At 61.1% G+C, this 26,875-nt stretch carries 24 protein-coding genes; all 24 read left to right on the top strand.

The features are described from left to right. The first annotated feature begins 10 nt into the window (after window positions 1-10). The gene (locus tag QDX22_RS03220) at window positions 11-1,564 is read left to right on the top strand and encodes a replication-associated recombination protein A (RefSeq protein WP_279718005.1); all 1,554 of its coding nucleotides are present in this window, start codon (window positions 11-13) and stop codon (window positions 1,562-1,564) included. Between the two features lie 293 nt (window positions 1,565-1,857). Beyond that, entirely contained in the window at window positions 1,858-2,484 is a 627-nt protein-coding gene (rpsD, locus tag QDX22_RS03215; protein ID WP_110098483.1) for a 30S ribosomal protein S4, read from the top strand. A 219-nt stretch (window positions 2,485-2,703) separates the two neighbouring features. Further along, window positions 2,704-3,051, top strand: a complete 348-nt coding sequence (locus QDX22_RS03210; RefSeq protein WP_279675124.1) for a hypothetical protein — start codon at window positions 2,704-2,706, stop codon at window positions 3,049-3,051. 130 nt (window positions 3,052-3,181) lie between these two features. Then, the gene (gene alaS / locus QDX22_RS03205) at window positions 3,182-5,869 is read left to right on the top strand and encodes an alanine--tRNA ligase (protein WP_279718004.1); all 2,688 of its coding nucleotides are present in this window, start codon (window positions 3,182-3,184) and stop codon (window positions 5,867-5,869) included. A 55-nt stretch (window positions 5,870-5,924) separates the two neighbouring features. After that, window positions 5,925-6,458, top strand: a complete 534-nt coding sequence (ruvX, locus tag QDX22_RS03200) for a Holliday junction resolvase RuvX (RefSeq protein ID WP_110110342.1) — start codon at window positions 5,925-5,927, stop codon at window positions 6,456-6,458. Next, window positions 6,455-8,173: an endolytic transglycosylase MltG gene (mltG, locus tag QDX22_RS03195; RefSeq protein WP_110110300.1), complete on the top strand. Its 1,719-nt coding sequence runs from the start codon at window positions 6,455-6,457 to the stop codon at window positions 8,171-8,173. The genes ruvX and mltG overlap by 4 nt, the downstream gene beginning before the upstream one ends. Beyond that, the gene (locus QDX22_RS03190) at window positions 8,170-9,108 is read left to right on the top strand and encodes a shikimate dehydrogenase family protein (protein WP_279672957.1); all 939 of its coding nucleotides are present in this window, start codon (window positions 8,170-8,172) and stop codon (window positions 9,106-9,108) included. The genes mltG and QDX22_RS03190 overlap by 4 nt, the downstream gene beginning before the upstream one ends. 92 nt (window positions 9,109-9,200) lie before the next feature. After that, a complete protein-coding gene (aroC, locus tag QDX22_RS03185; protein WP_279672956.1) occupies window positions 9,201-10,445 on the top strand; it encodes a chorismate synthase in 1,245 nt (414 codons plus the stop codon). Then, the gene (locus QDX22_RS03180; RefSeq protein ID WP_279672955.1) at window positions 10,442-10,984 is read left to right on the top strand and encodes a shikimate kinase; all 543 of its coding nucleotides are present in this window, start codon (window positions 10,442-10,444) and stop codon (window positions 10,982-10,984) included. The genes aroC and QDX22_RS03180 overlap by 4 nt, the downstream gene beginning before the upstream one ends. A 68-nt stretch (window positions 10,985-11,052) precedes the next feature. Next, window positions 11,053-12,273: a 3-dehydroquinate synthase gene (aroB, locus tag QDX22_RS03175; protein ID WP_279718003.1), complete on the top strand. Its 1,221-nt coding sequence runs from the start codon at window positions 11,053-11,055 to the stop codon at window positions 12,271-12,273. 112 nt (window positions 12,274-12,385) lie between these two features. Beyond that, window positions 12,386-12,949 carry an elongation factor P gene (gene efp / locus QDX22_RS03170; RefSeq protein WP_110098522.1) on the top strand — a complete coding sequence of 188 codons (564 nt, stop codon included), beginning with the start codon at window positions 12,386-12,388 and terminating at the stop codon, window positions 12,947-12,949. A gap of 120 nt (window positions 12,950-13,069) precedes the next feature. Continuing rightward, on the top strand, window positions 13,070-13,486 hold the full coding sequence (gene nusB / locus QDX22_RS03165; RefSeq protein WP_279672953.1) for a transcription antitermination factor NusB: 417 nt from the start codon (window positions 13,070-13,072) through the stop codon (window positions 13,484-13,486). A gap of 118 nt (window positions 13,487-13,604) precedes the next feature. Continuing rightward, window positions 13,605-14,216 carry a bifunctional pyr operon transcriptional regulator/uracil phosphoribosyltransferase PyrR gene (gene pyrR, locus QDX22_RS03160; RefSeq protein WP_110098421.1) on the top strand — a complete coding sequence of 204 codons (612 nt, stop codon included), beginning with the start codon at window positions 13,605-13,607 and terminating at the stop codon, window positions 14,214-14,216. Between the two features lie 2 nt (window positions 14,217-14,218). Next, window positions 14,219-15,202, top strand: a complete 984-nt coding sequence (locus QDX22_RS03155) for an aspartate carbamoyltransferase catalytic subunit (RefSeq protein WP_279672952.1) — start codon at window positions 14,219-14,221, stop codon at window positions 15,200-15,202. A gap of 7 nt (window positions 15,203-15,209) precedes the next feature. Then, window positions 15,210-16,595 carry a dihydroorotase gene (locus QDX22_RS03150; protein WP_279718002.1) on the top strand — a complete coding sequence of 462 codons (1,386 nt, stop codon included), beginning with the start codon at window positions 15,210-15,212 and terminating at the stop codon, window positions 16,593-16,595. Window positions 16,596-16,651: 56 nt separating this feature from the next. Further along, window positions 16,652-17,212, top strand: coding sequence for a PH-like domain-containing protein (locus tag QDX22_RS03145; RefSeq protein ID WP_279696199.1), 561 nt, complete (start codon window positions 16,652-16,654; stop codon window positions 17,210-17,212). Window positions 17,213-17,288: 76 nt separating this feature from the next. Next, on the top strand, window positions 17,289-18,455 hold the full coding sequence (gene carA / locus QDX22_RS03140; RefSeq protein ID WP_279718001.1) for a glutamine-hydrolyzing carbamoyl-phosphate synthase small subunit: 1,167 nt from the start codon (window positions 17,289-17,291) through the stop codon (window positions 18,453-18,455). A 35-nt stretch (window positions 18,456-18,490) separates the two neighbouring features. Next, a complete protein-coding gene (carB, locus tag QDX22_RS03135) occupies window positions 18,491-21,805 on the top strand; it encodes a carbamoyl-phosphate synthase large subunit (protein WP_279718000.1) in 3,315 nt (1,104 codons plus the stop codon). Window positions 21,806-21,813: 8 nt separating this feature from the next. Next, window positions 21,814-22,746 (top strand): orotidine-5'-phosphate decarboxylase, encoded by a 933-nt coding sequence (pyrF, locus tag QDX22_RS03130; protein WP_279717999.1) that lies wholly within the window; start codon window positions 21,814-21,816, stop codon window positions 22,744-22,746. A gap of 98 nt (window positions 22,747-22,844) precedes the next feature. Continuing rightward, the gene (mihF, locus tag QDX22_RS03125) at window positions 22,845-23,174 is read left to right on the top strand and encodes an integration host factor, actinobacterial type (protein WP_279672946.1); all 330 of its coding nucleotides are present in this window, start codon (window positions 22,845-22,847) and stop codon (window positions 23,172-23,174) included. Window positions 23,175-23,350: 176 nt separating this feature from the next. Further along, entirely contained in the window at window positions 23,351-24,028 is a 678-nt protein-coding gene (gene gmk, locus QDX22_RS03120) for a guanylate kinase (protein ID WP_425248479.1), read from the top strand. 49 nt (window positions 24,029-24,077) lie between these two features. Further along, entirely contained in the window at window positions 24,078-24,470 is a 393-nt protein-coding gene (rpoZ, locus tag QDX22_RS03115; RefSeq protein ID WP_110100515.1) for a DNA-directed RNA polymerase subunit omega, read from the top strand. A gap of 49 nt (window positions 24,471-24,519) precedes the next feature. Further along, window positions 24,520-25,752, top strand: coding sequence for a bifunctional phosphopantothenoylcysteine decarboxylase/phosphopantothenate--cysteine ligase CoaBC (coaBC, locus tag QDX22_RS03110; RefSeq protein WP_279717998.1), 1,233 nt, complete (start codon window positions 24,520-24,522; stop codon window positions 25,750-25,752). 180 nt (window positions 25,753-25,932) lie between these two features. Then, window positions 25,933-26,760, top strand: coding sequence for an Ltp family lipoprotein (locus QDX22_RS03105; RefSeq protein ID WP_279717997.1), 828 nt, complete (start codon window positions 25,933-25,935; stop codon window positions 26,758-26,760). The last annotated feature ends 115 nt before the right edge of the window (window positions 26,761-26,875 follow it).

Here is a 26,875-nt window from a genome sequence, read left to right as displayed (position 1 = left end):
AATGAAGACCATGGCTGATTTGTTTAGTTCGATGCACGATGATGCCGGTGATCAGGCTCCGGCAGGAATCGACACTCATCGAGCTGGGGGAGCCCAAGCGCCACTGGCGGTGCGGATGCGACCGCGAACCATCGACGAAGTCGTCGGACAACAGCACCTGTTGACCCCGGGCTCGCCACTACGGAATCTGGCCGGGGGAGAACCCAGCACCGGGGGACGTGCCGCCGGACCAGCCTCGGTGATTCTCTACGGTCCTCCTGGAACCGGCAAAACCACGCTGGCGCATGTCATTGCCCGGGGCGAAGGACGGAAGTTCGTGGAGTTATCGGCGATTTCTTCCGGTGTCAAAGACGTCCGGCGGGTGATGGACCAAGCTCTGAACGATCGAGATCTCTACGGTCGGACCACAGTGTTGTTTCTCGACGAGATTCACCGGTTCAATAAGGCCCAACAAGATGCGTTGCTACCGGGGGTCGAGAACCGCTGGGTGGTGCTGGTGGCAGCAACCACCGAGAACCCCTCCTTCTCCGTGGTTGCCCCCTTATTATCTCGGTCCCTGTTATTGACCTTGAAACCGTTGACTGACGACGATATCGCCGGGCTGATCACCCGAGCCGTCAGCGATGAACGCGGTCTGAATTCCGCCGTGTCACTGTCCGACCAAGCCCTGGACTACCTGGTGCGTATGGCGTCCGGGGACGCCCGTCGCGCACTGACCACGCTGGAGGCTTCCGCCGGGGTGGCACTCGACCACGCCCCGGAGTCCTCTGCCACCTCCGAACAGGGTGAGCAACCCAGCGTGCCGGTGATCACCGAAGAAGATGCAGCCCAGGCGATGGACCGGGCGGTGCTACGTTACGATAAAGACGGCGACCAGCACTACGACGTGATCTCGGCGTTCATTAAATCCATTCGGGGCTCGGATGTGGATGCGGGGCTACATTATCTGGCGCGCATGATTGAAGCCGGTGAGGACCCCCGATTCATTGCCCGCCGGCTGATTATTCTGGCTTCCGAGGACGTTGGGATGGCTGACCCAACCGCTTTGCAAACTGCGGTCGCAGCCGCTCAAGCGGTGCAGTTAATCGGGATGCCCGAAGGACGGATCATCCTGGCTGAAGCCGTCGTCCATCTGGCGACCGCGCCCAAATCCAATCGGGCCTATCAAGGCATTAACGAGGCCATCGCCGATGTCCGCGCGGGTCGCTCCGGGGTCGTGCCAAACCACCTGCGCGATAGTCACTACCCCGGAGCCAAGGCACTCGGACACGGTGTTGGCTACCGGTACGCCCACGACGCCCCGCACAGCATCGCCACCCAGCAGTACCTGCCCGACACGTTGAGAAACCGGGAGTACTACCATCCAACAACCAACGGAGTGGAACGTTCCCTCTCCGAACGGCTACCGGTGCTCCGCGATATTCTTCGCGGTCATCCTAGCGCGCCACGACAAGCTGAGACTTCCACAACGACCACGGGGGACAAGACCGTACCGACCGCGCAGTCGGAACAGAACGACCACGAGAACCACGACAAGCACGACGACGTCACGACTCAGGACTAAACAAGGGCCAGAAGCGTCCACGAGACCAACACCACCGTCAGGATGCTCGGTGAGGTTCGGTGCCGGCGACGATTTCTGATAGGGTAGGCAAGTCTGGCACATTCATCGCAGGACCTGCGTGTGCACCGGGCCCACGATGCAATGGTAGTGATGACGGGTGACGGCAAACCCCTCAGCTCTCCCGAAGATGATATGGGAGGCCAGGAACGCTCGCTGTGTATCCCGGAAACCTCCGGTTCTTGTCGCGCGAGTGGAACAAACATGACATTGCCGTATGACAAGAAAGTTGATTCATGACTAAGAACTTGCGTTCTCGCCGCACGGTGCGCCACTCACGCGCACTCGGCATTGCCCTGACTCCAAAAGCTGAAAAGTACATGGAGCGCCGTCCCTACGGCCCCGGTCAGCACGGTCGCGCTCGTCGTCGCGCCGACTCAGACTACTCGGTTCGTCTGAAGGAAAAGCAGCGGTTGCGCGCACTGTACAACGTGCGTGAGGCTCAGATGCGCCGTTACTTCGCCGAAGCGAAGCGCCGTAGTGGTCAGGCCGGTGAAAACCTCATTACCCTGCTGGAATCCCGTCTAGATGCCCTGGTGTTACGTGCCGGTTTCGCACGCACCATCGCTCAGGCTCGTCAGTTGGTGGTCCACCGCCACATCCTGGTTGACGGTCAGCGTGTGGACCGCCCCTCCTTCCAGGTCAAAGAAGGCCAGCTGATCCACGTTCACGAGCGCTCGGAAACCATGGTGCCCTTCCAGATTGCTGCCACCGGCGCTCACCAGGAAGTGCTTCCCGATGTTCCCGGCTACCTCGACGTGGAAATCGACAAGTTGCGTGCTCGCCTGGTTCGGACCCCGGAACGCTCTGAAGTTCCCGTCAGCATCCAGGAAAATCTCGTGGTTGAACATTACTCGCGCTAAGCCCGGACTTACCGGAGCGTACCCCGTTGGATGATGGGATCCAGCGGGGTACCGCTGGTTAAGGGCAGGTTCAAACCGAGGTATCTGGTGTGACAAGTGTGGGTCCTGTGACGCCACGGTAGCGTGCTGACAAGGTAAAGTGGAGATTGATATCATTTCGTAACCATGTCGGAAACGAGTGTTTGCTCGGCGAACTCGTGAGAAAGGTTGGAAACCTCCGTGATCAACAAGGTCCTGACGTTGGGTGTGGGAGTTGCACTCGGATGGGTTGGACACACGCTCATCTCCAAAGGCCGTGATGAGGCTGTGGTGCGTGCAGAGGAGTCCCTGAGAACCACGTTGAGCCCTGAAAACATCGGACGCCAGGCCGGCAGTGCCACCGCAACGGCGGTGACCGAAGGTGCTAAAGCCTTCTTCTCCCAGTTGCGTGAAGAAGTTCCCGCCTTCCGCTCCCAAGATGAACACGACCAACCAACCACCACGCAGACCGCTCCGCGACGGACCCTGCGGGCCCAGCAGATGACCACGATTCAAGGGACCGCTACGGTCAACTCCCCGAAGCAGTAAGCCCGGTCCCAGTCTCCGTGACAATCGGTGCACGGGCGACGGTGACGGCGTCGGGGAGCGTTCGGCAAGCCCATGGTAGTCGCCACGCGTCTGTGGCGAGACAGAAAATACAGTACAAGGAACACGTTGCATGAAATCGCATGAAATTGCCCGCCGTTGGAATGCTTTCTTTGAATCCAAGAACCATACGGTGGTGCCTTCAGCCTCGTTGGTGTCTCCTGACCCCTCCTTGCTGTTTACCATCGCCGGCATGGTGCCCTTCATCCCGTATTTCCTCGGCCAGGAAACCCCCTCATTCACCCGCGCCGCCAGTGTGCAGAAATGTATTCGCACCGCCGACATTGAAGAAGTTGGAAAAACCGTCCGCCACGGAACCTTCTTTCAGATGTGCGGGAATTTCTCCTTTGGCGATTACTTTAAAAAAGATGCCATCCAATTTGCGTGGGAACTACTGACCACTCCCCAAGACCAGGGGGGATACGGACTGGACCCAGAACGCCTGTGGGTCACCGTCTATGAAGAGGATGAGGAAGCAGCTAGCATTTGGCGTGATGTCGTTGGCCTGCCCGAAGAGCGTATTCAGCGGTTTGGAAAAGCTGATAACTACTGGAATACCGGTCAGCCCGGCCCGGGCGGACCCTGCTCCGAGATTTACTACGACCGTGGTCCGGCCTATGGCGTGGACGGGGGACCCGCCGCGGATGAAACCCGGTTCATGGAGATCTGGAACCTGGTGTTCATGCAGTATCAGCTCTCCGAGGTCCGGACCAAAGAAGACTTTGACATTGCCGGAGAACTGGCGAATAAGAACATCGACACCGGTCTGGGACTAGAACGGTTGGCGATGCTCTTGCAGGGCGTGGAGAACATGTACGAGACCGACCAGGTGCGTCCGGTCCTCGACCGGGCCGCAGAACTCGCCCAGGTCACCTACACCTCCAGCGAGAACCCTGCGGACCCCACGTTCGAAAATGACGTGCGGTTGCGCTACATTGCCGACCATATCCGGTCCTCACTGATGTTGATTTCCGACGGCGTGGTCCCCGGTAACGAAGGCGGGGGATATGTGTTGCGCCGGCTGATTCGCCGGGCTGTACGCGCGATGCGACTGATGGGGGTCACCAAGCCGGTGTTGCCCGAGTTGCTACCGGTCTCCCGGGACGCCATGAAAGGAACCTATCCTGAGGTTGAGACCGACTTCGACCGGATTTCCCGCATTGCATATGCCGAAGAAAAAGCCTTCTTGCGCACCATTGCGGCAGGAACCACTCGGTTGGAACACTCAGTGGCCGCTGCCAAGAGCGCTGGCACCCCGCTATCGGGCCAGGATGCTTTCGAGCTGCACGACACCTACGGATTCCCCATCGACCTGACCCTGGAAATGGCCGAAGAAGCTGGGGTGAGCGTCGATGAAGAGAAATTCCGGGCCTTGATGGCCGAGCAACGTGACCGGGCCCGCCGAGATGCGAAGTCCAAAAAGTCCGGTCATGCGGATGCTGCGGTGTATCACCAGCTACATCAGGGCCACGACACGGTCTTTACCGGATATACCGAGCACACCACCGAATCCCGGATTCGCGGACTGCTGGTCGACGGCCACGAGGCGAGCTATGCTGAGCAAGGCCAAGAAATCGAAGTAGTGCTGGATGCCACCCCGTTCTACGCCGAAGCCGGTGGCCAGGCCGCCGACACCGGTGTGATCACCGGTGACGGTTTCGTCCTGAAGATTACTGACGTGCAGTCTCCGGTCAAGGGGCTCAGTGTCCACTCCGCGGTGGTGACCGAAGGTGAAGTACCCGCCGGCGCCGAAGCCGTGGGTGCGATCGATGTGCAACGCAGGTTGGACGCCCAGAAAGCGCACTCGGCCACCCATATTATCCATGCCGCCCTGCACGATATTCTCGGACATGACGCAGTTCAGGCCGGGTCGTTCAATAAAGAGGGTTACCTGCGGTTCGACTTCACGTGGCGGGATGCCATTTCACCCAACGCTCTGGCCGAGATCGAAGGCCTGGCCAACACCACGATTCGCGATAACTTCCCGGTGTTGACCATGGAGACTTCACTGGATGAGGCCAAGGCCATGGGCGCCATGAGCCTGTTCGGGGAAAAATACGGCGAACGGGTGCGCGTGGTGGAAATGAACGGCGCCTGGTCCCGCGAACTCTGCGGTGGGACTCACGTGACGACCACCTCGGAAATTGGCACCCTGGCGTTGCTGGGCGAACAGTCGGTGGGCTCCGGTAACCGTCGCGTGGAGGCGCTGGTCGGTTACGATGCGTTCGAGCATTTCGCTGCCGAGCGCACCCTGATGAATCAGCTCACCGAAATGCTCAAGGCCCCGGCCGAGGATGTGCCCGGCCGTGTGGAAGCCACCCTGGCCAAATTGCGCGAGGTTGAAAAAGAACTCGCTGCCCTGAAATCCGCCCAGCTGCAGGCAGTAGCTTCCGGGCTGATCAATCAGGCTGAAACCATCGGCAACACCACCGTGGTGGCCGCCTCGCTGGGGCACGTTCCCGGTGCAGATGATCTGCGTCAGTCCGTGCTGGATCTCAAGGCCCGACTGGAACAGGCCGGACATGCCAGTGTGGTGGTAGCTCTGATTGGTGAGGCGGGATCCCGTCCGCTGGTAGCCGTGGCAGCTAACCACCAGGCCCAGGAACAGGGCCTGAAAGCCGGCACGCTCGTCAAAACCGCTACCGGTGTCCTCGGTGGCGGCGGCGGTGGTAAGCCCGATATCGCTCAGGGTGGTGGCCAAGATGCCAGCCAGGTTGACGCCGCGTTACAAGCCATTCGGGACGAGGTCGTCCAGCACTAGGCAGCTGACCCATCCCGTTATGACCCCTGCCGCTTACGGAGAGTCCACCCCACCGATGTCCGACACGCACAGCACCATGACCCGCGGAGTTCGCCTCGCGGTCGACGTCGGGCGCGCCCGCGTCGGACTGGCCGCCAGCGATCCCGACGGGATTATGGCTCACCCGGTGAAGACCCTGCGTCGAGATCTCAACGGTTCCGGGGGTGATCAGCGCTACATATACTCGGTCGCCAGAGACCGGGAAGCGACCGTGGTGTATGTGGGAGACCCGATCAACTTACACGGTCAATCCACTGCCTCCACCGCTGACGCTGAAGACTACGCTCAGGGACTTGCTGATACACTTGCCGCGAGCGCCGAATGTGCCCACGTGCAGGTTTTCCTGGTTGACGAGCGGCTTTCCACGGTCCTTGCCTCCCAATCACTCCATCAGGCGGGACGCTCCGCCCGCTCTCAGCGGTCGGTTATTGACCAGGCCGCAGCTGTGGAAATCCTGGAACACGCCCTGACCGTGGAGAAACGCGATGGACAACGGGCAGGACGTCGCGTGGTTCCGGCACCCGAACAAGCAACGGAAGGACAGTCATGACGGATGAACAATCCGCCGGTACCGGCTCACCTTCCGAACAGCGACCGATGACGCGTCGGGAGCGTCGCGAACGGGAGCAAGCAGCCGAGCTGGCACGACGTGCGCAACAAATACGCGCTGATGCCTCGGAAGACGGTGTCGCCACCACTCCGGAACAGACCACCCAAACCGCCCAGGCTTATAACCAGGCTGAGGGTGGTACACAGACTGACGAGCCAGCGCCGATGACGCGACGGCAACGCTGGGCCGCTCTCAGAGCCGCCTCGGTGGCCGATGAGGACCTCTCCGGGAACGCTCCGGCCCCGGTCCCGGCCACCGAGCACGCCTCCGAGCCTGACCATGACCGAGCAGAGCCCGAGCACAACACCTCCCAACCCACCCACTACGAGGCAGATCAGAACCAAGACCTGGGCGACTTGGACCCGTTGCCACAGGACGGACGGCAATATCCCGGCTTCGACGCTGAGGAATCCGACCATGATCATGCCGATGATGACGAAGACGAGGAACTCGAGGCACTGGGGTATCTCACCGTGGCCGACGGCTCCGGAAAGTACACCGTGGTGAACGAAGAAAAAGCCGCCGAGCGTGCCAAGCGCCGGCGTCGCCGATACCTCGTGCTGGCGGCAAGTTTCGTGGTATTTGTGGGACTGCTGGCCGTGGTCGGTATCGGACTGCGTCAGCTGATCCCTGGCACCAATGCCGACTACGAGGGACCCGGAGGAGAACCGGTGACCTTTACCGTGAACCCCGGTGAGGGTCCCATTGTGATCGGAGACCGACTGGTGGAAGAAGACATCGTCGCCTCCACCGGGGCCTTTACCGACGCGCTCGACGAAGCCCAAAGCGTTCAAGATATTCAGCCCGGCGACTACGAGATGAAACGCCAAATGTCAGCCTCCGAGGCAGCAGACAGGCTGTTAGGCATTGGAGACCCCGGGGTGAACTATGTCGCAGTCAATTCCGGGACCCGCATCGATGCGGTCTATGAATCCATCGCCGATGCCACCCAGTACTCGGTGGAAGAGGTTGAAGAAGCCGCTACTGACCCCACCGCTTACGGGCTACCCGAACAGGCCGAGAGCCTGGAAGGTTATATCGCCACCGGCGAGTACCGTTTTGACGTGGATGCTAGCCCCGAAGAAATCTTGCAGTTGATGATCGAGCCCACCATGGAAGAGTTCGACCGGCTGGGCATCACCGATGAGGACGACCAATTCGACCTGGTCACCATCGCCTCGATCCTGCAGGCAGAAGCTCGCACCGATGACTTCCAGACCGTCTCGGGCATCATCCGTAACCGGCTGGATCCATCCAACCCCGAAACCGCCGGCTACCTGCAGATTGATGCCACGGTGATCTACGGGCTGGGCACCCAGTCTCTGCAGTTTACGGCAGAAGACCGTGAGGATGCGTCCAACGAGTACAACACCTACGCCCACCGCGGGTTGCCACCGGGGCCGATTGGTTCCCCGTCGCTGGAAGCTCTCGATGCGGCGGCAGAGCCAGAGGACAACGACTACTACTACTGGGTGACCGTCAACATTGAGACTGGGGAAACCAAATTCGCCGCCACTCTGGAAGAACACAACGAGAACGTCGACGAATACCGCCAGTACTGTCAGGACAACCCCGAGATGTGTGGTGGCGGATCCAACGACGACCCCAGTGCCCCGAGCACAGACGGCGAATCAGTCGATAACGGTGCGCAGTGACCACTCGTAGCGCACCGAGCCAGGCCGCCGTATTGGGGCACCCGATAGACCATTCGCTCTCCCCGGTCCTGCACCAGGCCGCCTACCGCGCCCTGGGGCTAGCAATTGAGTACACCCGGGCCGATGTCGACCTCGACCAGGTGGAGACCTTCTACCGAGACCGGCGCCACGAATTGACGACCGGCCACACCCGCTGGCTGGGGTTTTCGGTGACGATGCCGCTGAAACCGGCCCTCGTGCCACTGATGGATCAGCTCTCTGATCGGGTGCGGCGCTTGGGCGTGCTGAACACGGTGGTACTCGACGCCAGCGGACAGGCAACCGGATATAACACCGACTGCGACGGCATCGTCCGGGCGCTGATGCGGGCAGAGACGCCGGCCTCGTCGACGCTGGGCATTATTGGTGGCGGAGGCACCGCCGCGGCGGCCATTGAAGCTGCACAGCTCATGGGCGTCACCGGGGTGGAGCTCTTGGTCCGCAACCAGGCCAAAACTGAACCCCAACGCAAGCTCGCTACCGATCTGGGATTGGCCGCTGAGATAGACTCGATCGCCTCCGGGCTGACGAAACTGGACCGCTACCGCTACGTGATCTCCACACTCCCACCCGGAGCAGCTAGCGAATTTGCTCACAGCCTGTCGGGCTACACCTGGTTGCCACCCCTGCTGGATGTAGCTTACGACCCCTGGCCCTCCCAGCTGGCCCTCGTTTGGCATCGCAATGGTGGACAGGTGATCTCCGGTATGGAGATGTTACTCTACCAAGCCGTCGAACAAGTCAAGCTGTTGACCGCCGAGCTCCGTGCCGAACACGAGGCAAGACAAGCTACCAGATCCCACCAGGCAGAACCCGACTGGGATGCGGTCACTGTGGCCATGGCCGAAGCGATCGGTTTAACACCACGACCGCCGAAAGACTCGAGGGTGATTTAGGCTGGTAGGTAGTCCGCACCGGCGCGAGGTGACCTGGGGCACCACCAAGGTTCCTCGCGTTGCACCCCCTGAATTTGAAGGACGTTAAAGATATGTTGCGATGGCTCACCGCAGGTGAATCCCATGGCTCGGGACTGGTTGGCATTATCGAAGGCCTGCCGGCAGGTATTGAGATCACCACCGCCGATATCCAGGATGCCCTGGCACGGCGTCGACTGGGATACGGCCGTGGCGCCCGCATGAAATTTGAAAAGGACCAGGTCACCCTCATCGGCGGTGTCCGTCACGGCCTCACCCTCGGTTCCCCGGTGGCCATTCACATTGCCAACACCGAATGGCCGAAATGGGAAAAAGTCATGAACCCCGATCCGGTGGACCCTGCCGAGCTCGACGGTCTGGCCCGCAACGCCGCGCTGACCCGGCCGCGTCCGGGACACGCCGATATGGCTGGAATGCAGAAGTACGGATTTGACGAATCCCGCCCGCTACTGGAGCGTGCCTCGGCGCGCGAAACCGCCACCCGGGTCGCCCTGGGGCGCGTTGCCCAACACTTCTTGGCCCAGCTGGGCATTCGCACCGTCTCCCACACCGTCTCGATCTCCACGGTCTTTGTGCCCGAGGACGCCGAACTCCCGACCCCCGACGACGTGCACCGGTTGGACGAGGACCCGTTGCGTTGCACCGACCCGGAGACCTCCCAGCGCATGGTGGAGATCATCGACTCGGCCAAAAAGGACGGTCAAACCCTGGGTGGCACCGTGGAGGTGTTGGTCTACCATGCCCCGGTCGGGCTGGGTAGCCATGTGCACTGGGATCGCCGACTGGATGCCAAACTTTCAGCGGCGCTGATGGGCATTCAAGCCATCAAAGGTGTCGAAGTTGGCGATGGTTTCACCACCGCCACCCGCCTAGGTGGTCAAGCCCACGACGAAATCATCCGCACCGAGGACAACACCGTGGCACGTCGCACCAACCGTGCCGGTGGTATTGAAGCCGGAATGTCCAACGGAGAGATCATTCGCGTCCGGGCGGCGATGAAACCAATCTCCACGGTTCCCCGGGCCCTGGCCACCGTGGATGTGGCCACCGGAGAAACCACCAAAGCCCATCACCAGCGCTCCGATGTCGCTGCGGTACCGGCCGCCGGTGTGGTCGCAGAAGCCATGGTGGCCCTGGTCTTGGCCGAAGCGGTGCTGGAGAAATTCGGCGGTGACTCGATCGCTGAAGTCCAGCGGAACCTCAACGCCTATCTGGACTCCCTGGCCCCGCTACCCACCCTGCAGACCAATACCGGCGGGGCTACGTCAGCTGACCACATGGGAGATCCGATCCAGTGAGTTCACACACCCGCGGTCAACCCATTGCCCTGGTGGGCCCGATGGGATCGGGAAAATCCTCCCTTGCCCCAGTATTAGCCGCAGAACTGGGCTATGACCACGTCGATACCGATGAGCTGTTCGCTCACCAGCACGGCCCCATCCCCGAGTTTTTCCGTGTCCACGGTGAACCCGGTTTTCGCGACGCCGAAGCGCAGGTGGTCGCCGAAGCCCTCACCGGAAAACAACAAACGGTGATCTCTTTGGGTGGGGGAGCGGTGTTGCCAGACACCACCCGCGACTTGCTGGTCGTGCACTGCTACGTGATCTATCTGCAGGTCTCCACCCGGGAGGCCCTGCGTCGGCTCGATGACGGGCAGGGCCGACCGATGCTAGAGAATAACCCGGCCGAGACGTGGGAACAGATCGCCACCGAACGCGACCCGCTCTACCGCAGCGTCGCAGATCAGGTAGTTGATACCACTGCAGATAGTCCTCGTCAACTCGCCGGAAAGATCGCCCGGCGGTATCGTCGAGCAGAAAAAACCCACGACCATTAGACTCGATAAAACAGTACTCAATGGCCCGGACAAGAACCCCGTGCCGCACGTGAGGATGAATATCGATCATGACCGATCAACAACCACAGACTGATCCCACCACCGAGCGAACTCCACAGACACCACCCGAGACGGCACCGGCTGGCGCCGACGCGGGTGTGGTGGCCGAGGACGTTCAGGCCCGCGAAGAGCACGACGAGCCCAGCGTGATACCGGTCGCCGGGGGCTCGGAATACCTCAGCGAAGGTGGTTATGACGTCGTGGTGGGTCGTGGTTTGCTCTCGCAATTACCCGAGATGTTGGGTACCCAGGTCCGCAAGGTACTAGTGGTCCACCCACGGGCCCTGCGCGCCACCGGAGATGTGGTCAAAGAAGATCTTGATCAGGCCGGGTTTAACGCCATCACCGCCGAAATCCCCGACGCCGAAGAAGGCAAGCACATCCAGGTTGCGGCCTTTTGCTGGCAGGTGCTCGGCCAAAACGACTTTACGCGCTCGGATGCGATCGTCTCCGTCGGCGGGGGAGCGGTCTCCGATGTGGCCGGATTTATCGCCGCCACCTGGTTACGTGGCGTGAACGTGGTGCACATGCCCACCACGCTGTTGGGAATGGTCGATGCCGCCGTGGGCGGTAAGACTGGCATTAACACTGCCGAGGGTAAAAACCTGGTGGGTGCCTTCCACCCCCCGGTGGGCGTCCTGGCCGACCTCGACACGTTGCTCACCCTGCCCAAGAATGAGCTAATCTCTGGTCTGGCTGAAGTGGTCAAGTGCGGGTTCATTGCCGATGAACACATTCTGGATCTGATCGAAGCCGAACCTGAACAAGCCACCAATCCGCACTCGGCGGCGCTGCGGGAACTGATTGAACGCGCCATCCGCGTGAAATCCGTGGTGGTTTCCCAGGACTTGAAGGAATCCGGAATCCGCGAGATTCTCAACTACGGCCATACCCTAGGCCACGCCATTGAGCTGGCCGAACGTTACCAGTACCGCCACGGTGCTGCGGTGTCGATCGGGATGGCATTCGCTGCCGAGCTGGCCCGCTCGGTGGGCAAACTCGATGACGCCACCGCCGAACGACACTTCAGCGTTCTTGGTGCTCTGGGGCTGCCGACCTCCTACCGCGGCGACCGCTGGGCGGCCCTGCTGGATGGCATCAAACGCGATAAGAAGAACCGTGGCGATCAGCTACGCTTCGTGCTTCTGGAAGGCCAAGGTCGGCCCATCACCTACGATGTTCCCGATGAGTCACTATTGTTCGCCGCCTATCAGGCAATCGCCGACTAAGGTACCGGAGCCGACGAACAGCACGAACAGGCCTGCGCAAAGGCGTTACACTGTTAGAGGTCATCTTTCCCAACGTTCATCAACCGAAGTGAGGTTATAACGGCGCATGGTCATGCTCACCAGTAACGATATTAAAAACGGCTCGGTGATCTCCCTGGACGGACAACTGTGGAACGTTCAGGAGTTCCAGCACGTCAAACCCGGCAAGGGTGGCGCCTTCGTGCGGACCAAGATCAAAAACCTCACCAGCGGTAAGACCATCGATAAGACCTTCAACGCCGGGGCTAAAGTTGAGTTCGCTACCGTGGACCGCTCGGACTACCAGTTTTTGTACCGCGACGGTGACGAGTTTGTCTTCATGGACAACACCACGTTCGACCAGATCATCGTCCCCGAGTCCGTGGTCGGCGATGCAGCCAACTACCTGTTGGAAAATGAGACCGTGACCATCGCGATCTCCGACGGCACCCCGCTGTACCTGGACATGCCGGCCTCGGTGGTCCTGGAAATTACCTACACCGAACCCGGGTTACAGGGCGACCGCTCCTCGGCCGGTACCAAGCCGGCCACCCTGGAAACCGGTTACGTGGTGCAGGTTCCGCTGTTCGTGGAGCAGGGTACCAAGGTCAAGGTTGACACCCGCAACGGTGAATACCAGGGTCGCGTCACCGACTAAGACTTCTCTTGTCGAGACACCCACCCGGTGCTGCCCGGCCCACCGTCGCACGGCAGGGTGGGTGCAGTCATCTCAGATACTGTGCCGACCGTTGAATCATCAGAAGGACCAGGACAACACGTGAGAACCTCCTCGCGAGGACGGGCCAGACGACGCGCCGTCGAGATTATCTTTGAAGCCGAACAACGCCACTCCACACCCTTGGCCGCGTTGCAGGCTCGCCGGCAATACACCGACCAAATCATCAACCCCTATACCGCCGAAATCGTCGACGGGGTCATTACCGAATACGACCGCATTGATGAGATTTTGGCCACCTACACCCAAGGGTGGAGCATGGACCGGATGCCGGCCTTCGACCGGGCTACCCTGCGCGTGGGGACCTGGGAGCTGCTGTTCAACGACGATGTTCCCGACGCGGTGGCCGTTTCGGAGGCCACCACTATCGCCAAAGAATATTCCACCAATGAGTCTCCGGATTTCGTCAACGGTCTGCTGGGACGAATTCAGCAGGTCAAACCTACCCTGGTGCTCTAACACGATGCGCTCGGGCCGGTGAACGATCGTGCTAGAGTTGACCAGTGGAAAACGCCCTGAACCAACCGGTTGGGGACATCCTTTAAAGACCGTCCTGTGAGGCGGGAAAGGAGACACGGTGGGAGATTTTGTCGAACCCAAAAACCCCGCCTCCCGGCCCGCCCGGGTGGTAGCCAACGCGGCCGATATTGACCGGGCGTTAACCCGAATGGCCCATGAAATTTTGGAATCGAATCACGGTAGCGATCAGCTCGTGGTGCTCGGTATTCCCCGGCGAGGTGTTCCACTAGCCCACCGAATCTCCGAAAAAATCGCCGGAATCGATCCGGACTTCGATGCCACCGAACGCACCGGAACCCTGGATATCACCCTGTACCGGGACGATCTGCGCACCCAGGCCTCCCGGATCCCAGTCCCGACCTCGCTACCGCGTAACGGCATCGATGATGCGGTCGTGGTCTTGGTCGATGACGTACTATTTTCCGGACGCACCGTACGAGCCGGACTTGATGCCCTATCTGATATTGGTCGCCCGGCCGCTGTGCGCCTGGCCGTACTGGTCGACCGTGGCCACCGGCAACTGCCCATCCGCGCCGACCATGTCGGCAAAAACCTGCCCACCTCCACGGCAGAACGCGTCAGTGTCTGGCTGGAAGACGTCGATGGCACCGAACACGAAGACTGCGTGATCATCTCCGATACCGTCGTGACCGCAACGGGGGTGCGGTGATCATGCGACACCTTTTGTCCACCCAGGATCTGTGCTTCCAAGACGCCCTGCACATCCTCGATACCGCCGAAGAAATGGCCGGGGTCAAAGACCGTCAGGTGAAAAAGCTTCCCGCCTTGCGCGGACGCACCGTGGTGAACCTCTTCTTGGAAGATTCCACCCGGACAAGGATCTCCTTTGAAGCAGCCGCTAAGCGGCTCAGCGCCGATGTGCTGAACTTCTCCGCACGGGGTTCTTCGGTGTCCAAAGGCGAGTCCCTGCGCGATACCGTCCAAACCTTGGAAGCCACCGGCGCTGACGCGATCGTGATGCGCCACTGGGCATCCGGTGCCGCCCACCAACTGGCCGAATCTGGCTGGTGCTCCTCCCCGGTGGTCAATGCCGGCGATGGCACCCACGAGCACCCCACCCAAGCGTTGCTCGATGCCTTTTCGATGCGCCACCGCTTCGCCTTCCGCGACGGGTCCGACCCGGCCACCGCCCCGCCGGTTGGTCAGGATTTGACCGGCCGACACGTGGTGATTGTCGGAGACATTCTGCATTCTCGAGTGGCTCGCTCCAATGTGTGGCTACTCAACACCCTCGGGGCGCGCGTGACCCTGGCCGGACCAGCTACTCTAATGCCTCTGGGGGCCGAATCCTGGCCGTGCGAGGTCACCTACGACCTCGACGAAGCCCTGGCCACCGAGCCGGATGCGGTGATGATGTTGCGGATTCAGCAGGAACGGATGCACCAGTCGTTTTTCCCCTCCACCGCCGAGTACACCCGCGGGTGGGGGCTGACGTCTGAACGGCTGAGCCGGCTGGAGGACACCGAAGCGATCATCATGCACCCGGGCCCGATGAACCGCGGGCTGGAAATCTCCTCCACCGCGGCCGATTCGCCACGGAACACCGTGCTCGAACAGGTCGCCAACGGGGTCTCAATCCGTATGGCCGTGCTGTACCTGATCTTGGCTGCTGAGAACCCCGGAAAGGACGGTTGAGCCAACCATGTCATCGACCACCCTGATTCGCCAGGCCACCATGCCCAACGGGCAGGTCACCGACCTGCTGATCCGCGACGGCATCCTGGTCGCCACCGGTCAGGACCTGACCTGCGCCCACGATTCTCAGCCCGCCCCGGAGGAAACCACCACCTGTGACGCCACCGGGATGATCGTGCTCCCGGGGTTGGTGGACCTGCACACCCACCTACGCGATCCCGGTAAAGAAGATGCTGAAACCGTCGAGACCGGCACCCGGGCGGCCGCCAAGGGCGGGTTTACCGCGGTCCATGCGATGGCTAACTCCACCCCGGTGGCCGATACCGCCGGGGTGGTCGAACAGGTCTGGGCCCTGGGTCGCGCCGCTGGTTGGTGCGATGTACACCCGGTCGGTGCCGTCACCGTGGGGTTGGCTGGCGAACAATTGGCTGAGCTGACTGCCATGCATGCCTCCCAAGCCCAGGTGAGTATGTTCTCCGATGACGGGCACTGCGTGTGGGATCCGCTGGTGATGCGCCGGGCCTTAGAATACGTGAAATCCTTCAACGGGTTCATCGCCCAGCACGCCCAAGAACCCCGACTGACCGAGGGTGCGCAGATGAACGAATCGAGCCTGTCCAGCACCCTGGGACTGGCCGGATGGCCGGCCGTGGCTGAAGAAGCCATCATCGCCCGCGACGCGTTGCTGGCCCACCACTTGGGCTCCCGGTTACACATCTGCCACGTCTCGACCGCTGGGTCGGTGGAAATCATCCGTTGGGCCAAAGCCCAAGGGATCGACATCACCGCCGAGGTCACCCCGCACCACCTGCTGCTCACCGAAGACCTGGTGGCCACCTATAATCCGGTGTTCAAAGTCAACCCGCCGCTACGCCGGGAGTCCGATGTGCTGGCGCTACGGGCCGGGCTCGCCGATGGCACCATCGACACCATTGGCACCGACCACGCCCCGCACACCGCCGAAGCCAAAGAATGCGAATGGCCGGTGGCCGCGATGGGCATGACCGGGCTAGAAACGGCCCTCTCGGTGGTCCAACACGCCATGATTGACACCGGAACCTGTGACTGGAATCGGATCGCCCACGCGTTTTCAGCCGCCCCGGCCCGCATCGCCGGGGACTGCGACCAAGGCCACATCAGCCCCGAGGGCGAGCTACGCACCGGGGTGGTGGCCAACCTGGTCCTCTACGACCCTGACACCACCTTTACCGTGGACCCGGCCGAACACGTATCCAAATCCCGCAACACGCCCTACCGCGGCATGGAGCTACCTGGCAGTGTGCGCCACGTGTTTTACCGGGGCCACCAGGTGGTGGCCGATGGTCAGTTGGCGACCCCGAACCCGCACGTTCAGGCCGGCCGCCGGCAAACCCCGGCGCACCCAGTCAACTAGTGATCTTGCCAAGCCACTGATACTGTCCACCCGCTACGAGGAGAAAGAACCACAGCGTGTCACCTTTTGTCACCGTCATGGCCACCAATGCCGAGGCCGAATCAGACACCGGGGCCTACCTGGTGATCATTCTGTTGACTCTGGGCCTGATCGGACTGGTGGTGCTGGGACTGTGGTTCGGGTGGCGCGCGCGGCGACGCCGACAAGTCAATATCCCGGCTCCACTACCGGTGCCCGACCGACTGTTAGCCACCGAGCCACTAGCTCAAGCCCAGGGCATGTATGTCAGCACCGTGCGTGGTGAAGACTGGCTGGATCGGGTGGCCGTGCATGGTCTGGGGATCCGGACCCGCGCCCAGTGCGAGGTCCACCCTCTGGGCGTGGTGCTGTTGCTGGAAGGCTCCCCAAACTTTGTGATTCCGTTCCGAGATATCACCCAGATCAGTACCAGTTCCGGGATGGTCGGCAAGTTCGTGGAAAAAGACGGACTGATCACCATCGGATGGAATCTGGGGCAGATCCCGGTGACCACCGGGTTCCGAACCCGCAACAGTGCAGATCAACACACGCTCCTGGAGACGATGCACCAGACCAGCCAGCAGCGCCAGCCAGAGTAAAGCCCACCACCGTCTCGTCGTTTGTGTCGAGTCGTTCGCGTCGAGAAATGTGTAGCAGGAAGCGAGAAACCCAACCGTGAGCCTTACAGATACCGCACCAGCAGTGCTCGTCTTAGAAGACGGCACCACCTTCACCGGACGGTCCTACGGAGCCGTCGGGACCACCCTGGGAGAAGCCATCTTCACCACCGGCATGACCGGGTACCAAGAGGTGCTCACCGACCCCTCGTGCACCCGCCAGATTGTGGTCCATTCCTCCCCGCACATCGGCAATACCGGGGCCAACGACGAAGACTTCGAATCCGAACGCTACTGGTGCGCCGGCCTGGTGGTTCGTGAGCCCTCCCGCGTGGTATCCTCCTGGCGGGCCACCCGGTCACTGGAAGATGACCTGGTGGCCAACGACATTGTGGGCATCCAAGGCGTCGATACCCGGGCGCTGGTGCGCCGGTTGCGCACTGTCGGAGTGATGAACGCCGGCATCTTCTCCGGCGAGTCCGCCCACGCACCATGGGAACAGCTCATCAGCCAGGTCACAGACCAACCGTCGATGAAGGGCCTGAGCCTGATCGACGGGGTCACCACGGAGAAAGCCTACTCGGTGGGACCGGCCGACTACGGCTACGACAACATCGAGGAAACCTACCGGGTCGCCGTGCTGGATCTGGGCGTCAAAGCCGCCACACTGCGCCAGCTGGCCATGCGCGGAATCCGCCTCGAGGTGCTGCCGGCTAACACGAGCCTGCAGACCATTGTCGAGCTGAACCCCGACGGCGTGTTCTACTCCAACGGACCTGGCGACCCGGCCACCGCTGACGAGCAGATTGCCACCCTGCGTAAGCTACTCACGAAGCGGATTCCGTTCTTCGGTATCTGCTTCGGCCACCAGCTTTTCGGTCGCGCGCTGGGCTTTGACACCTATAAGTTGCCGTTTGGTCACCGTGGACCCAACCAGCCGGTAATGGAAGAAGCCACCGGCAAAACCCTGATCACCACCCAAAACCACGGGTTCGCCGTTGACGCACCCCGCGGCCAGGCCCAGACCGCACCGCGGTCTGAATACGGGGCGGTCAAAGTCTCCTACTACTCCCTGAACGACCAGGTGGTGGAAGGGCTCACCGCTACCGACCTGCCTGCCTTCTCGGTGCAATTCCACCCCGAAGCTGCCGCCGGACCTCACGACTCGCACCCGCTGTTCGACCACTTCACCGAACTGATGGATGCCTACCGCGCCACTCGCTAAGGCCACCCGCTAAGCGCCAAGGAGAAAGAACTCTCATGCCCAAACGCACTGATCTGCACTCAGTTCTCGTCATCGGTTCCGGTCCGATCGTGATCGGCCAGGCCGCAGAATTCGACTACTCCGGAACCCAGGCCATCCGGGTGCTGAAAGACGAAGGAATTCGGGTCATCCTGGTCAACTCCAATCCGGCGACCATTATGACCGACCCACAACTGGCCGATGCCACCTATGTGGAACCCATCACTCCTGACGTGGTCGCCAAAATCATCGCCGCCGAGCGCCCCGATGCGGTACTGCCGACCCTGGGCGGACAGACCGCGCTGAACACCGCCATCGCGCTGGATCAAAACGGGGTGCTGGCCGAATATAACGTGGAACTGATCGGGGCCAATATTGACGCCATCGAGCTGGGCGAAAACCGTGAAGAATTCAAAGGCGTGGTGGAACGCTGCGGTGCCGAGTCCGCCCGCTCGCAGATTGTGCACTCCATGGACGAAGCCCTGGCCGCCGCCGATCACCTGGGGTATCCCATGGTGGTGCGCCCCTCATTCACCATGGGCGGACTGGGCTCCGGGCTGGCCTATAACGAAGAAGACCTGCACCGCATTGCCGGCGCCGGCTTGCAATACTCACCCACCAACGAGGTGCTACTGGAAGAATCCATCCTGGGCTGGAAAGAATTCGAATTCGAGATGATGCGTGACTCGGCCGATAACGTGGTCGCGGTCTGCTCGATTGAGAACTTCGACCCGGTCGGCGTACACACCGGTGACTCCATCACGGTCGCCCCCGCGCTGACCCTCACCGACCGCGAATTCCAAAAGATGCGCGATATCTCGATCGCCATCATCCGCGAGGTCGGGGTCGATACCGGTGGCTGTAACATCCAGTTTGCCGTCAACCCCACCAACGGCCGGATCGTGGTCATCGAGATGAACCCGCGGGTCTCCCGTTCCTCAGCGCTAGCCTCTAAGGCCACCGGGTACCCGATCGCTAAGATCGCCACCAAGCTCTCGCTGGGCTACACCCTGGACGAGATCCCCAACGACATCACCCAGAAGACCCCGGCAGCTTTTGAGCCGATGCTGGACTACGTTGTCGTGAAGGTCCCGCGGTTTGCCTTCGAGAAATTCCCGGCCGCCGACCCAACCCTGACCACCACGATGAAGGCCGTCGGCGAGGTGATGTCGCTGGGACGCAACTTCGCCGAAGCCCTGCAGAAGGCCCTGCGGTCTCTGGAACAGTCCGGGGCAGAACTGGACTTCACCGTGCCCGACGCGCACGAAGTTGCGGAGCTGATCGAAGCCGCCAAGACTCCCACCGTTGACCGCCTGGGCCAGGTCCAGCGCGCCCTGCTGGGTGGGGCCACCGTCGAGCAACTATATGAGGCCACCGGGATTGACCCGTGGTTCCTCGACCAGCTGGTGTTGCTCAACGAGGTGGCCGGCGAGGTCCGTCAGGCACCGGAACTGAACGAGTCCGTGTTGCGCCGGGCAAAACGCCACGGCTTCTCGGATGCCCAGATCGGCCAGCTACGCCACCTGGACCCGGCCGTGGTGCGCGGTGTCCGCCACGCACTGGGTATTCGTCCGGTGTATAAGACCGTCGACACCTGTGCCGGTGAATTCGAGGCCTACACGCCGTATCACTACTCCAGCTATGACGCCGAAACCGAAGTCGCCGACCACGAGCGTGCCTCGGTGATTATTCTGGGGTCGGGCCCGAACCGGATCGGTCAGGGTGTGGAATTCGACTACTCGTGTGTGCACGCCACCATGGCGCTAGAAGCCTCCGGGTACGACACGGTCATGGTCAACTGCAACCCGGAAACCGTCTCGACCGACTACGATATCTCCGACCGGCTCTACTTTGAGCCGCTGACCCTGGAGGACGTGTTGGAGATTATCCATGCCGAAGAAGCCTCCGGGGGAGTCGCCGGTGTGTTCGTGCAGCTGGGCGGTCAAACCCCGCTCAAGCTCGCCCAAGAACTCGCCGATGCTGGGGTGACCATTTTGGGCACCAGCCCGTATGCGATCAACCTGGCCGAAGACCGTGGCGCGTTTTCTCAGGTGCTGGATGAGGCCGGACTGATCTCGCCGAAAAACGGCACCGCGGTGAGCTTCACCGACGCCAAGAAGGTCGCCGATGAGATCGGTTACCCGGTGCTGGTCCGGCCCTCCTACGTACTGGGTGGACGCGGGATGGAAATCGTCTACGACGAGGCCTCGCTGTCCAGCTACATCGACAACGCCACCGAGATCACCCCCGAGCACCCGATGTTGGTCGATAAATTCCTTGACGACGCCATCGAAATTGACGTCGACGCGCTCTACGACGGCACCGAGATGTATCTGGGCGGGATCATGGAACACATCGAAGAGGCCGGTATTCACTCCGGTGACTCCGCCTGTGTGCTCCCACCGCGCACCCTGGCCCGTGACGTGCTGGAGCGCGTCAAAGATGCCACCGAGGCCATCGCCGAGGGCGTGGGGGTCCGTGGGCTGATCAATATCCAGTTCGCCCTGGCAGCCGATGTGCTGTATGTGATTGAGGCCAACCCCCGGGCCTCACGGACCGTGCCGTTTGTGTCCAAAGCCACCGGCGTGCAACTGGCCAAAGCCGCGGCATTGATCGGTGTGGGCAAGACCATCGCCGAGCTGAAAGCTCATGGTGATCTCCCTACCGCCTACGACGGCGCCTCGATGCCGATCAACGCTGCGGTGGCGGTCAAGGAAGCCGTGTTGCCCTTTACCCGGTTCCGTACTCCCGAAGGGCGCGTGGTGGATGCACTGTTGGGCCCGGAAATGCGTTCCACCGGTGAAGTGATGGGGATCGACCGATACTTCGACACCTCCTACGCCAAGGCCCAAACCGCAGCCGGAGGCCCATTGCCCACTCAGGGTCGGGTCTTCATCTCGGTGGCCAACCGCGATAAGCGCGGTGTCGTCCCGTATGCCAAGTCGCTGGTGGATATGGGCTTTACCCTGGTCTCCACCGGAGGCACCGCCGATGTGCTGGCCCGCAACGGCATCACCACCGAGGTGGTCGCCAAGATCACCGATCAGTCTGGTGATACAGATACTGGAGATGCCCGGGCCGAAACCATCTTGGACCAGATCGAAGACGGACGCGTGGATTTGGTGCTCAACACTCCCTCGGGGGGCAATGCTCGCGGTGATGGCTACGAGATCCGTGCGGCTGCCACCAGTCGTGGCATCCCGATCATCACCACCCTGGAATCCTTCGGGGCGGCCCTGCAGGCGATCGATGCCCAGCGCGAATTCGCCTGGGATGTCACCAGCCTGCAGGTCCACGATGAGAACCTGCACCGGGCGATCAACGACAACTGAGCATCACCATGACAGACCCGTCCCAGACTACCCACACCACCCATCCGAGAGGTGGCCAGCCGTTCGGACAACGATTGGCTGCCACGGTGGCCGAGCGCGGTCAGCTGTGTCTTGGCATCGACCCGCACCCAGAACTGTTGCAGGATTGGGGGCTACCGGTCGATGTCAACGGAGTGGAGCATTTCAGTCGCACGGTGATCGAGGTCGCCCACGACTACACCAATGACCCACACCAAGCAGGTGGGGTGGCCGTGCTGAAACCCCAGGTAGCCTTCTACGAACGCTACGGTTCAGCCGGCTTCGCGGTGCTGGAAACGGTGTTGGCCGAAGCTCGCGAGGCGGGGATCCTCACCATCGCTGATGCTAAACGCGGAGATATCGGTTCCACCATGGCCGGTTACGCTACCGGATGGCTCGCCGACGGCTCCGCATTGGCAGCCGATGCACTCACCCTCAGCCCATATCTCGGCTACGAGTCACTCCGACCCGCTATTGAACTGGCCCGGCGCCATCACCGTGGCGTGTTCGTGCTGGGGCTGACTTCCAATCCCGAGGGAGCACAAGTTCAGCACCGGGGAGGGCCCGAAAACTCTGTCGCCCGGACAATTATTGATAGGGTAAGTCGTGACAACAAAAGTGAGATACGACATACTGGGGCGCCGGTCATGGGATCCGTTGGACTCGTTATTGGCGCCACAGTGGCCTCTCGGACTCGAGAGCTGGGGATTGACTTGTCGGATACCCAGGCACCGTTGCTCGCACCGGGTTTCGGCGCACAGGGAGCCGGGGTGGACGATGTGGTCACGGGTTTCGGTCGAGCCTGGCCCCAGGTGCTCGTGAATTCCTCTCGAGGGATTCTCCGGGCCGGTCCCCAGCGATCGGGCATCCAGGAGGCAATTGAGAACACGCTGTGTTCTTTAGCTAGGGTGCACATCGCCTAGGGTTTCACTCTGCTCTGTGGCGAGTTTCTGGACAGCGGGAACATTTGCCCCCGCCGAAGGATTGCACTGCCGATAAAACCACAGAGAGAGTGAGAGAAATGGTCTTGGAACAACTTAGTCCTGCTGAACGACAGGCCGCTCGAGAAAAAGCGCTGGAAGCTCGCACCGCCCGAGCAGAGCTGAAAGCTGCATTCGCCAATGGAGCGATCACGTTGGAAGATGTGTTCTCCATCGCCGATCTCGATGACGCCATTGGTCGGATGCGGTGCATCGACCTGCTCACGGCGTTGCGCAGTGTTGGAGAAGTGCGCGCTACCACGGTGATGGAAGCCTGTGTGATTTCACCCAAGCGCCGATTGCGTGGTCTTGGTCGTCGCCAGCGGGAAAAACTGATTGCCTGGTACAACGCGCGTGTTGCCGTAGAGTAAACCTTTCCCCGCGGTGATCGTGGCCACGTGCGGATCGCTAAGCTGGATAAGGTGGGATCAGGCCCCGCGGGACGTGACCAGTCCTGGCCGAGCCCTGAGATGACTGTTGTATCCAGATCCGACGAGGTGACACTGTGGAGTCCGAACGCGCCGATCAGCCCGCTGACGAACAGCCTGTGGCCCCGCCGATTCCGGGTCCCCGTGCTTTTCAACCGCGTCCAGGCCAACCCAACCACCCGCAGGTCACGGTGCTGGCTGGACCCACAGCGGTTGGTAAAGGCACGGTGTCAACATACATTAGGGACCACTACGCCAACGTGTGGTTGTCGGTATCGGCCACCACCCGGGCACCACGACCCGGGGAAGTGCATGGCAAACACTACTTCTTTGTCACCACCGAAGAGTTCCAGGACCTCATCGAGACCGGCACGATGCTCGAATGGGCGGTGGTCCACGGCAAGAATATGTACGGAACCCGCAAAGATACCGTGGACGAAGCACTCCGATCCGGTCAGCACGTGCTCCTGGAGATCGATTTGCAAGGTGCCCGACAAATACGACAGACTATGCCTGAAGCACAATTCGTGTTTCTTGCCCCGCCGAGCTGGGATGAGCTGGTTCACCGCCTGACCGGTCGAGGGACCGAGTCACCCGAAGAACAGCAAAGACGGCTCGAAACAGCTAAACTAGAGCTTGCTGCTGAACCAGAATTTGATGCGGTCGTGGTCAATGACACCATCGAACAGGCTGCGGCAGAACTTGTGACCCTGATGGGCCTCGATCCGGGGAAACAAAAGCCCCGAGCATGTGGTGACACGCCCGTGACCAGGGTAGGACAAGACCCAACAAGCTAAACGACACTGAATGGTCTCCGCATGCTGCGGAGAGGTGACTGGAGAATTTGTGACTGAACAGTACGAAGGCATTACTAATCCGGCATTGGATTCCCTGCTGGAGAAGGTGGACTCCAAATACGCGCTGGTACTCTTTGCCGCCCAGCGTGCCCGTCAGATCAACGCGTACTACTCGCAACTCCACGAAGGTCTTTTCGAATACGTCGGACCGCTGGTAGATACCAAGCTCAACGAGAAGCCGCTGTCGATTGCACTACGCGAGATCAACGACGACCAGCTGGAATACAAGCACGCCTCCGAGGTACAGCAGCCGGCTGAAGAAGAAGAGCTTGACGACTTCAGCGCCTTCGAGATCTCCGATGACGAAGATCCCTTCGCCCTGCCAGCTGATGAGGACGAGGTCATCCACAGCGAGTCCGAGGACAACGAAGACAACAAGTAGGGAACCTCTCATCCTCCATCGGGTGTGAGCGTGTAAGGGAGACCATTCGGTGCGCATCGTCCTAGGTGTCTGTGGAGGCATCGCCGCCTATAAGGCCGCGTTGTTGTTGCGGTTGATGACCGAATCGGGACATGAGGTCCACGTGGTCCCCACCCGCTCGGCACTGAACTTCGTCGGTGAAGCCACCTGGGAAGCCCTGAGCGGCAACCGGGTGCACACTGACACCTTTGAAGCCGTCGACGAGGTCAACCACGTACGTCAAGGCCGTCGCGCCGACCTGGTCATCATCGCTCCGGCGACCGCAGATTTTCTGGCACGCACCGCCGCTGGTCTGGCACCGGACTTGCTGGGCAACATCATGCTCACCGCAACCTGCCCCATCCTGGTTGCCCCTGCGATGCACACCGAAATGTGGCTCAATCCCGCCACCCAGGCCAATGTGGCCACCCTGCGGGATCGCGGGATCACTGTTCTGGATCCTGATTCAGGACGGCTCACCGGAACGGATACCGGTCAAGGCCGCTTTCCCGAACCAACTGCTATTTGGGACCACGCCCACAACCTGATATCCCCCTCAGCCGGGGTGCTGGAAGGCAAACACCTGGTGATCTCGGCTGGCGGCACCCGGGAACCACTGGACCCCGTGCGTTACTTAGGTAACCGGTCTTCGGGTAAACAAGGCGTGGCCCTGGCCGTGCAAGCCGCCCGCGCGGGCGCTCAGGTCACGCTCATCGTGGCCGCCATGGACATTCCGGCTCCTCAGCACCCGCGCATCGAGGTCGTCGAGATTGAATCCAGCCGCCAGTTGCTTGATGCGGTACTGACCCACGGACGTGGCGCCGACGTGTTGATCATGGCCGCGGCTGTGGCGGACTTCCGGCCCCGCACGGTAGGGGAGTCCAAGATCAAAAAGACCGCTGAACAGCCCGTGCCGGTCATTGAACTCGAACAAACCGAAGACGTGCTGGCCACCGCGGTACAAGCCCGCAACGAGGAGAAGAACCTGCCGGGGCTGATTGTCGGCTTCGCCGCCGAAACCGGGGACGAACACGGCGACGTGCTGACCTACGGACAACAAAAACTCGAGCGTAAAGGCTGTGAGATGCTCGTGGTCAACCAGGTTGGTGTTGGCAAAGTCTTCGGTCAAGACGACACCGAAGTCACCATCCTGTACGCTGACGGTCGTGAAGCAGTGACCGCGACTGGCACGAAAGATCAGGTCGCCGGACAGATCATCTCGGCCGTGGCTGAGCAGTTGTCGGCCCGGCGGTCATGGGCCTGATCCCGACCCTGATGAAACGCCAGAGTCTTATCATGTCTGTGGTGGCTCTTAGCCTTTGAGAAGATCGGGCCAGCGACTGCCACAGTTGCTCGCGCTGATCACCAGTTGATCATTCACACCTCGTGTCGTGGCCTCTCGGTTTCGACCTGCGGTGAGCGCTCACAGACAGGACAACCCATCATGGCGCAGTATTATCCACCCACCCAACCACCTGCTCATTTCCGCAATCCCCTTCCGGACCAGACTCCTCCCCAGCAGTCTCAGCCCAAACGTCCCTGGTACAAGCTCAAACGAACGTGGTTGATCGCTGGTGGACTGGGGCTCTGCGTTCTGATCGGAGGCCTCGCAGCTGGAACGGAGCAACCCGAGGCAGAACCCATGGCTGCCACAACCACCGACGACACGACGCCGGAGGTCAAAACACCGACGCCAACGGACACCGAACCAGCCCTCGACACTGATCTCGAGGCCGATATTGCCTTGGAGACTGAAGACCAGGAAGCATCCGAGGTGCCATTCGAGGCCGCGTCTGAGGCACCTAGTGCTAACGTGAGCCCGACTGAAGAAGAAAACCCAGTGAGCGAGGCGGAGGCGAACGCGGTCAGAGCAGCAGAATCGTATCTTTCTTACTCGGGATTCTCCCGATCTGGACTCATTGATCAGCTCATCTTCGAAGGATTCACCGAGAAAGAAGCCACCGCTGCGGTTGACAGCCTGACGGTCGATTGGGGTGCACAGGCGGGCAGATCAGCCGAAAGCTATCTGAGCACCATGGCGTTCTCGGAGTCTGGTCTGATTGAGCAACTGGAATTCGAAGGGTTCTCCACTGCGGATGCTACTGCCGCCGTGGGGCAAATGACGGTTGACTGGAATGAGCAAGCTGCCCAAAAGGCAGAGAGCTATGTATCCATGTCCGGTTTCTCCCGGTCTGGACTCATCGACCAGCTGAAGTTCGAGGGATTCTCTGACTCCCAGGCGGCCTATGGAGCTGACTCAGTCGGTCTGTGAACCGTCACGCCGACCAGATCATGACCACCAGGGCCTGATCTTTTGCCAGGATGATTAACCAGCGGGCAGAAGATCAGGCCTGTGGTGTGTCTGCAAGCATGTCAGCGACAATGTA

Source organism: Auritidibacter ignavus (assembly GCF_029853775.1).
In the GTDB taxonomy this organism is placed as follows: Bacteria; Actinomycetota; Actinomycetes; order Actinomycetales; family Micrococcaceae; genus Auritidibacter; species Auritidibacter ignavus.
This window is presented reverse-complemented; position numbering and strand designations above follow the sequence as displayed.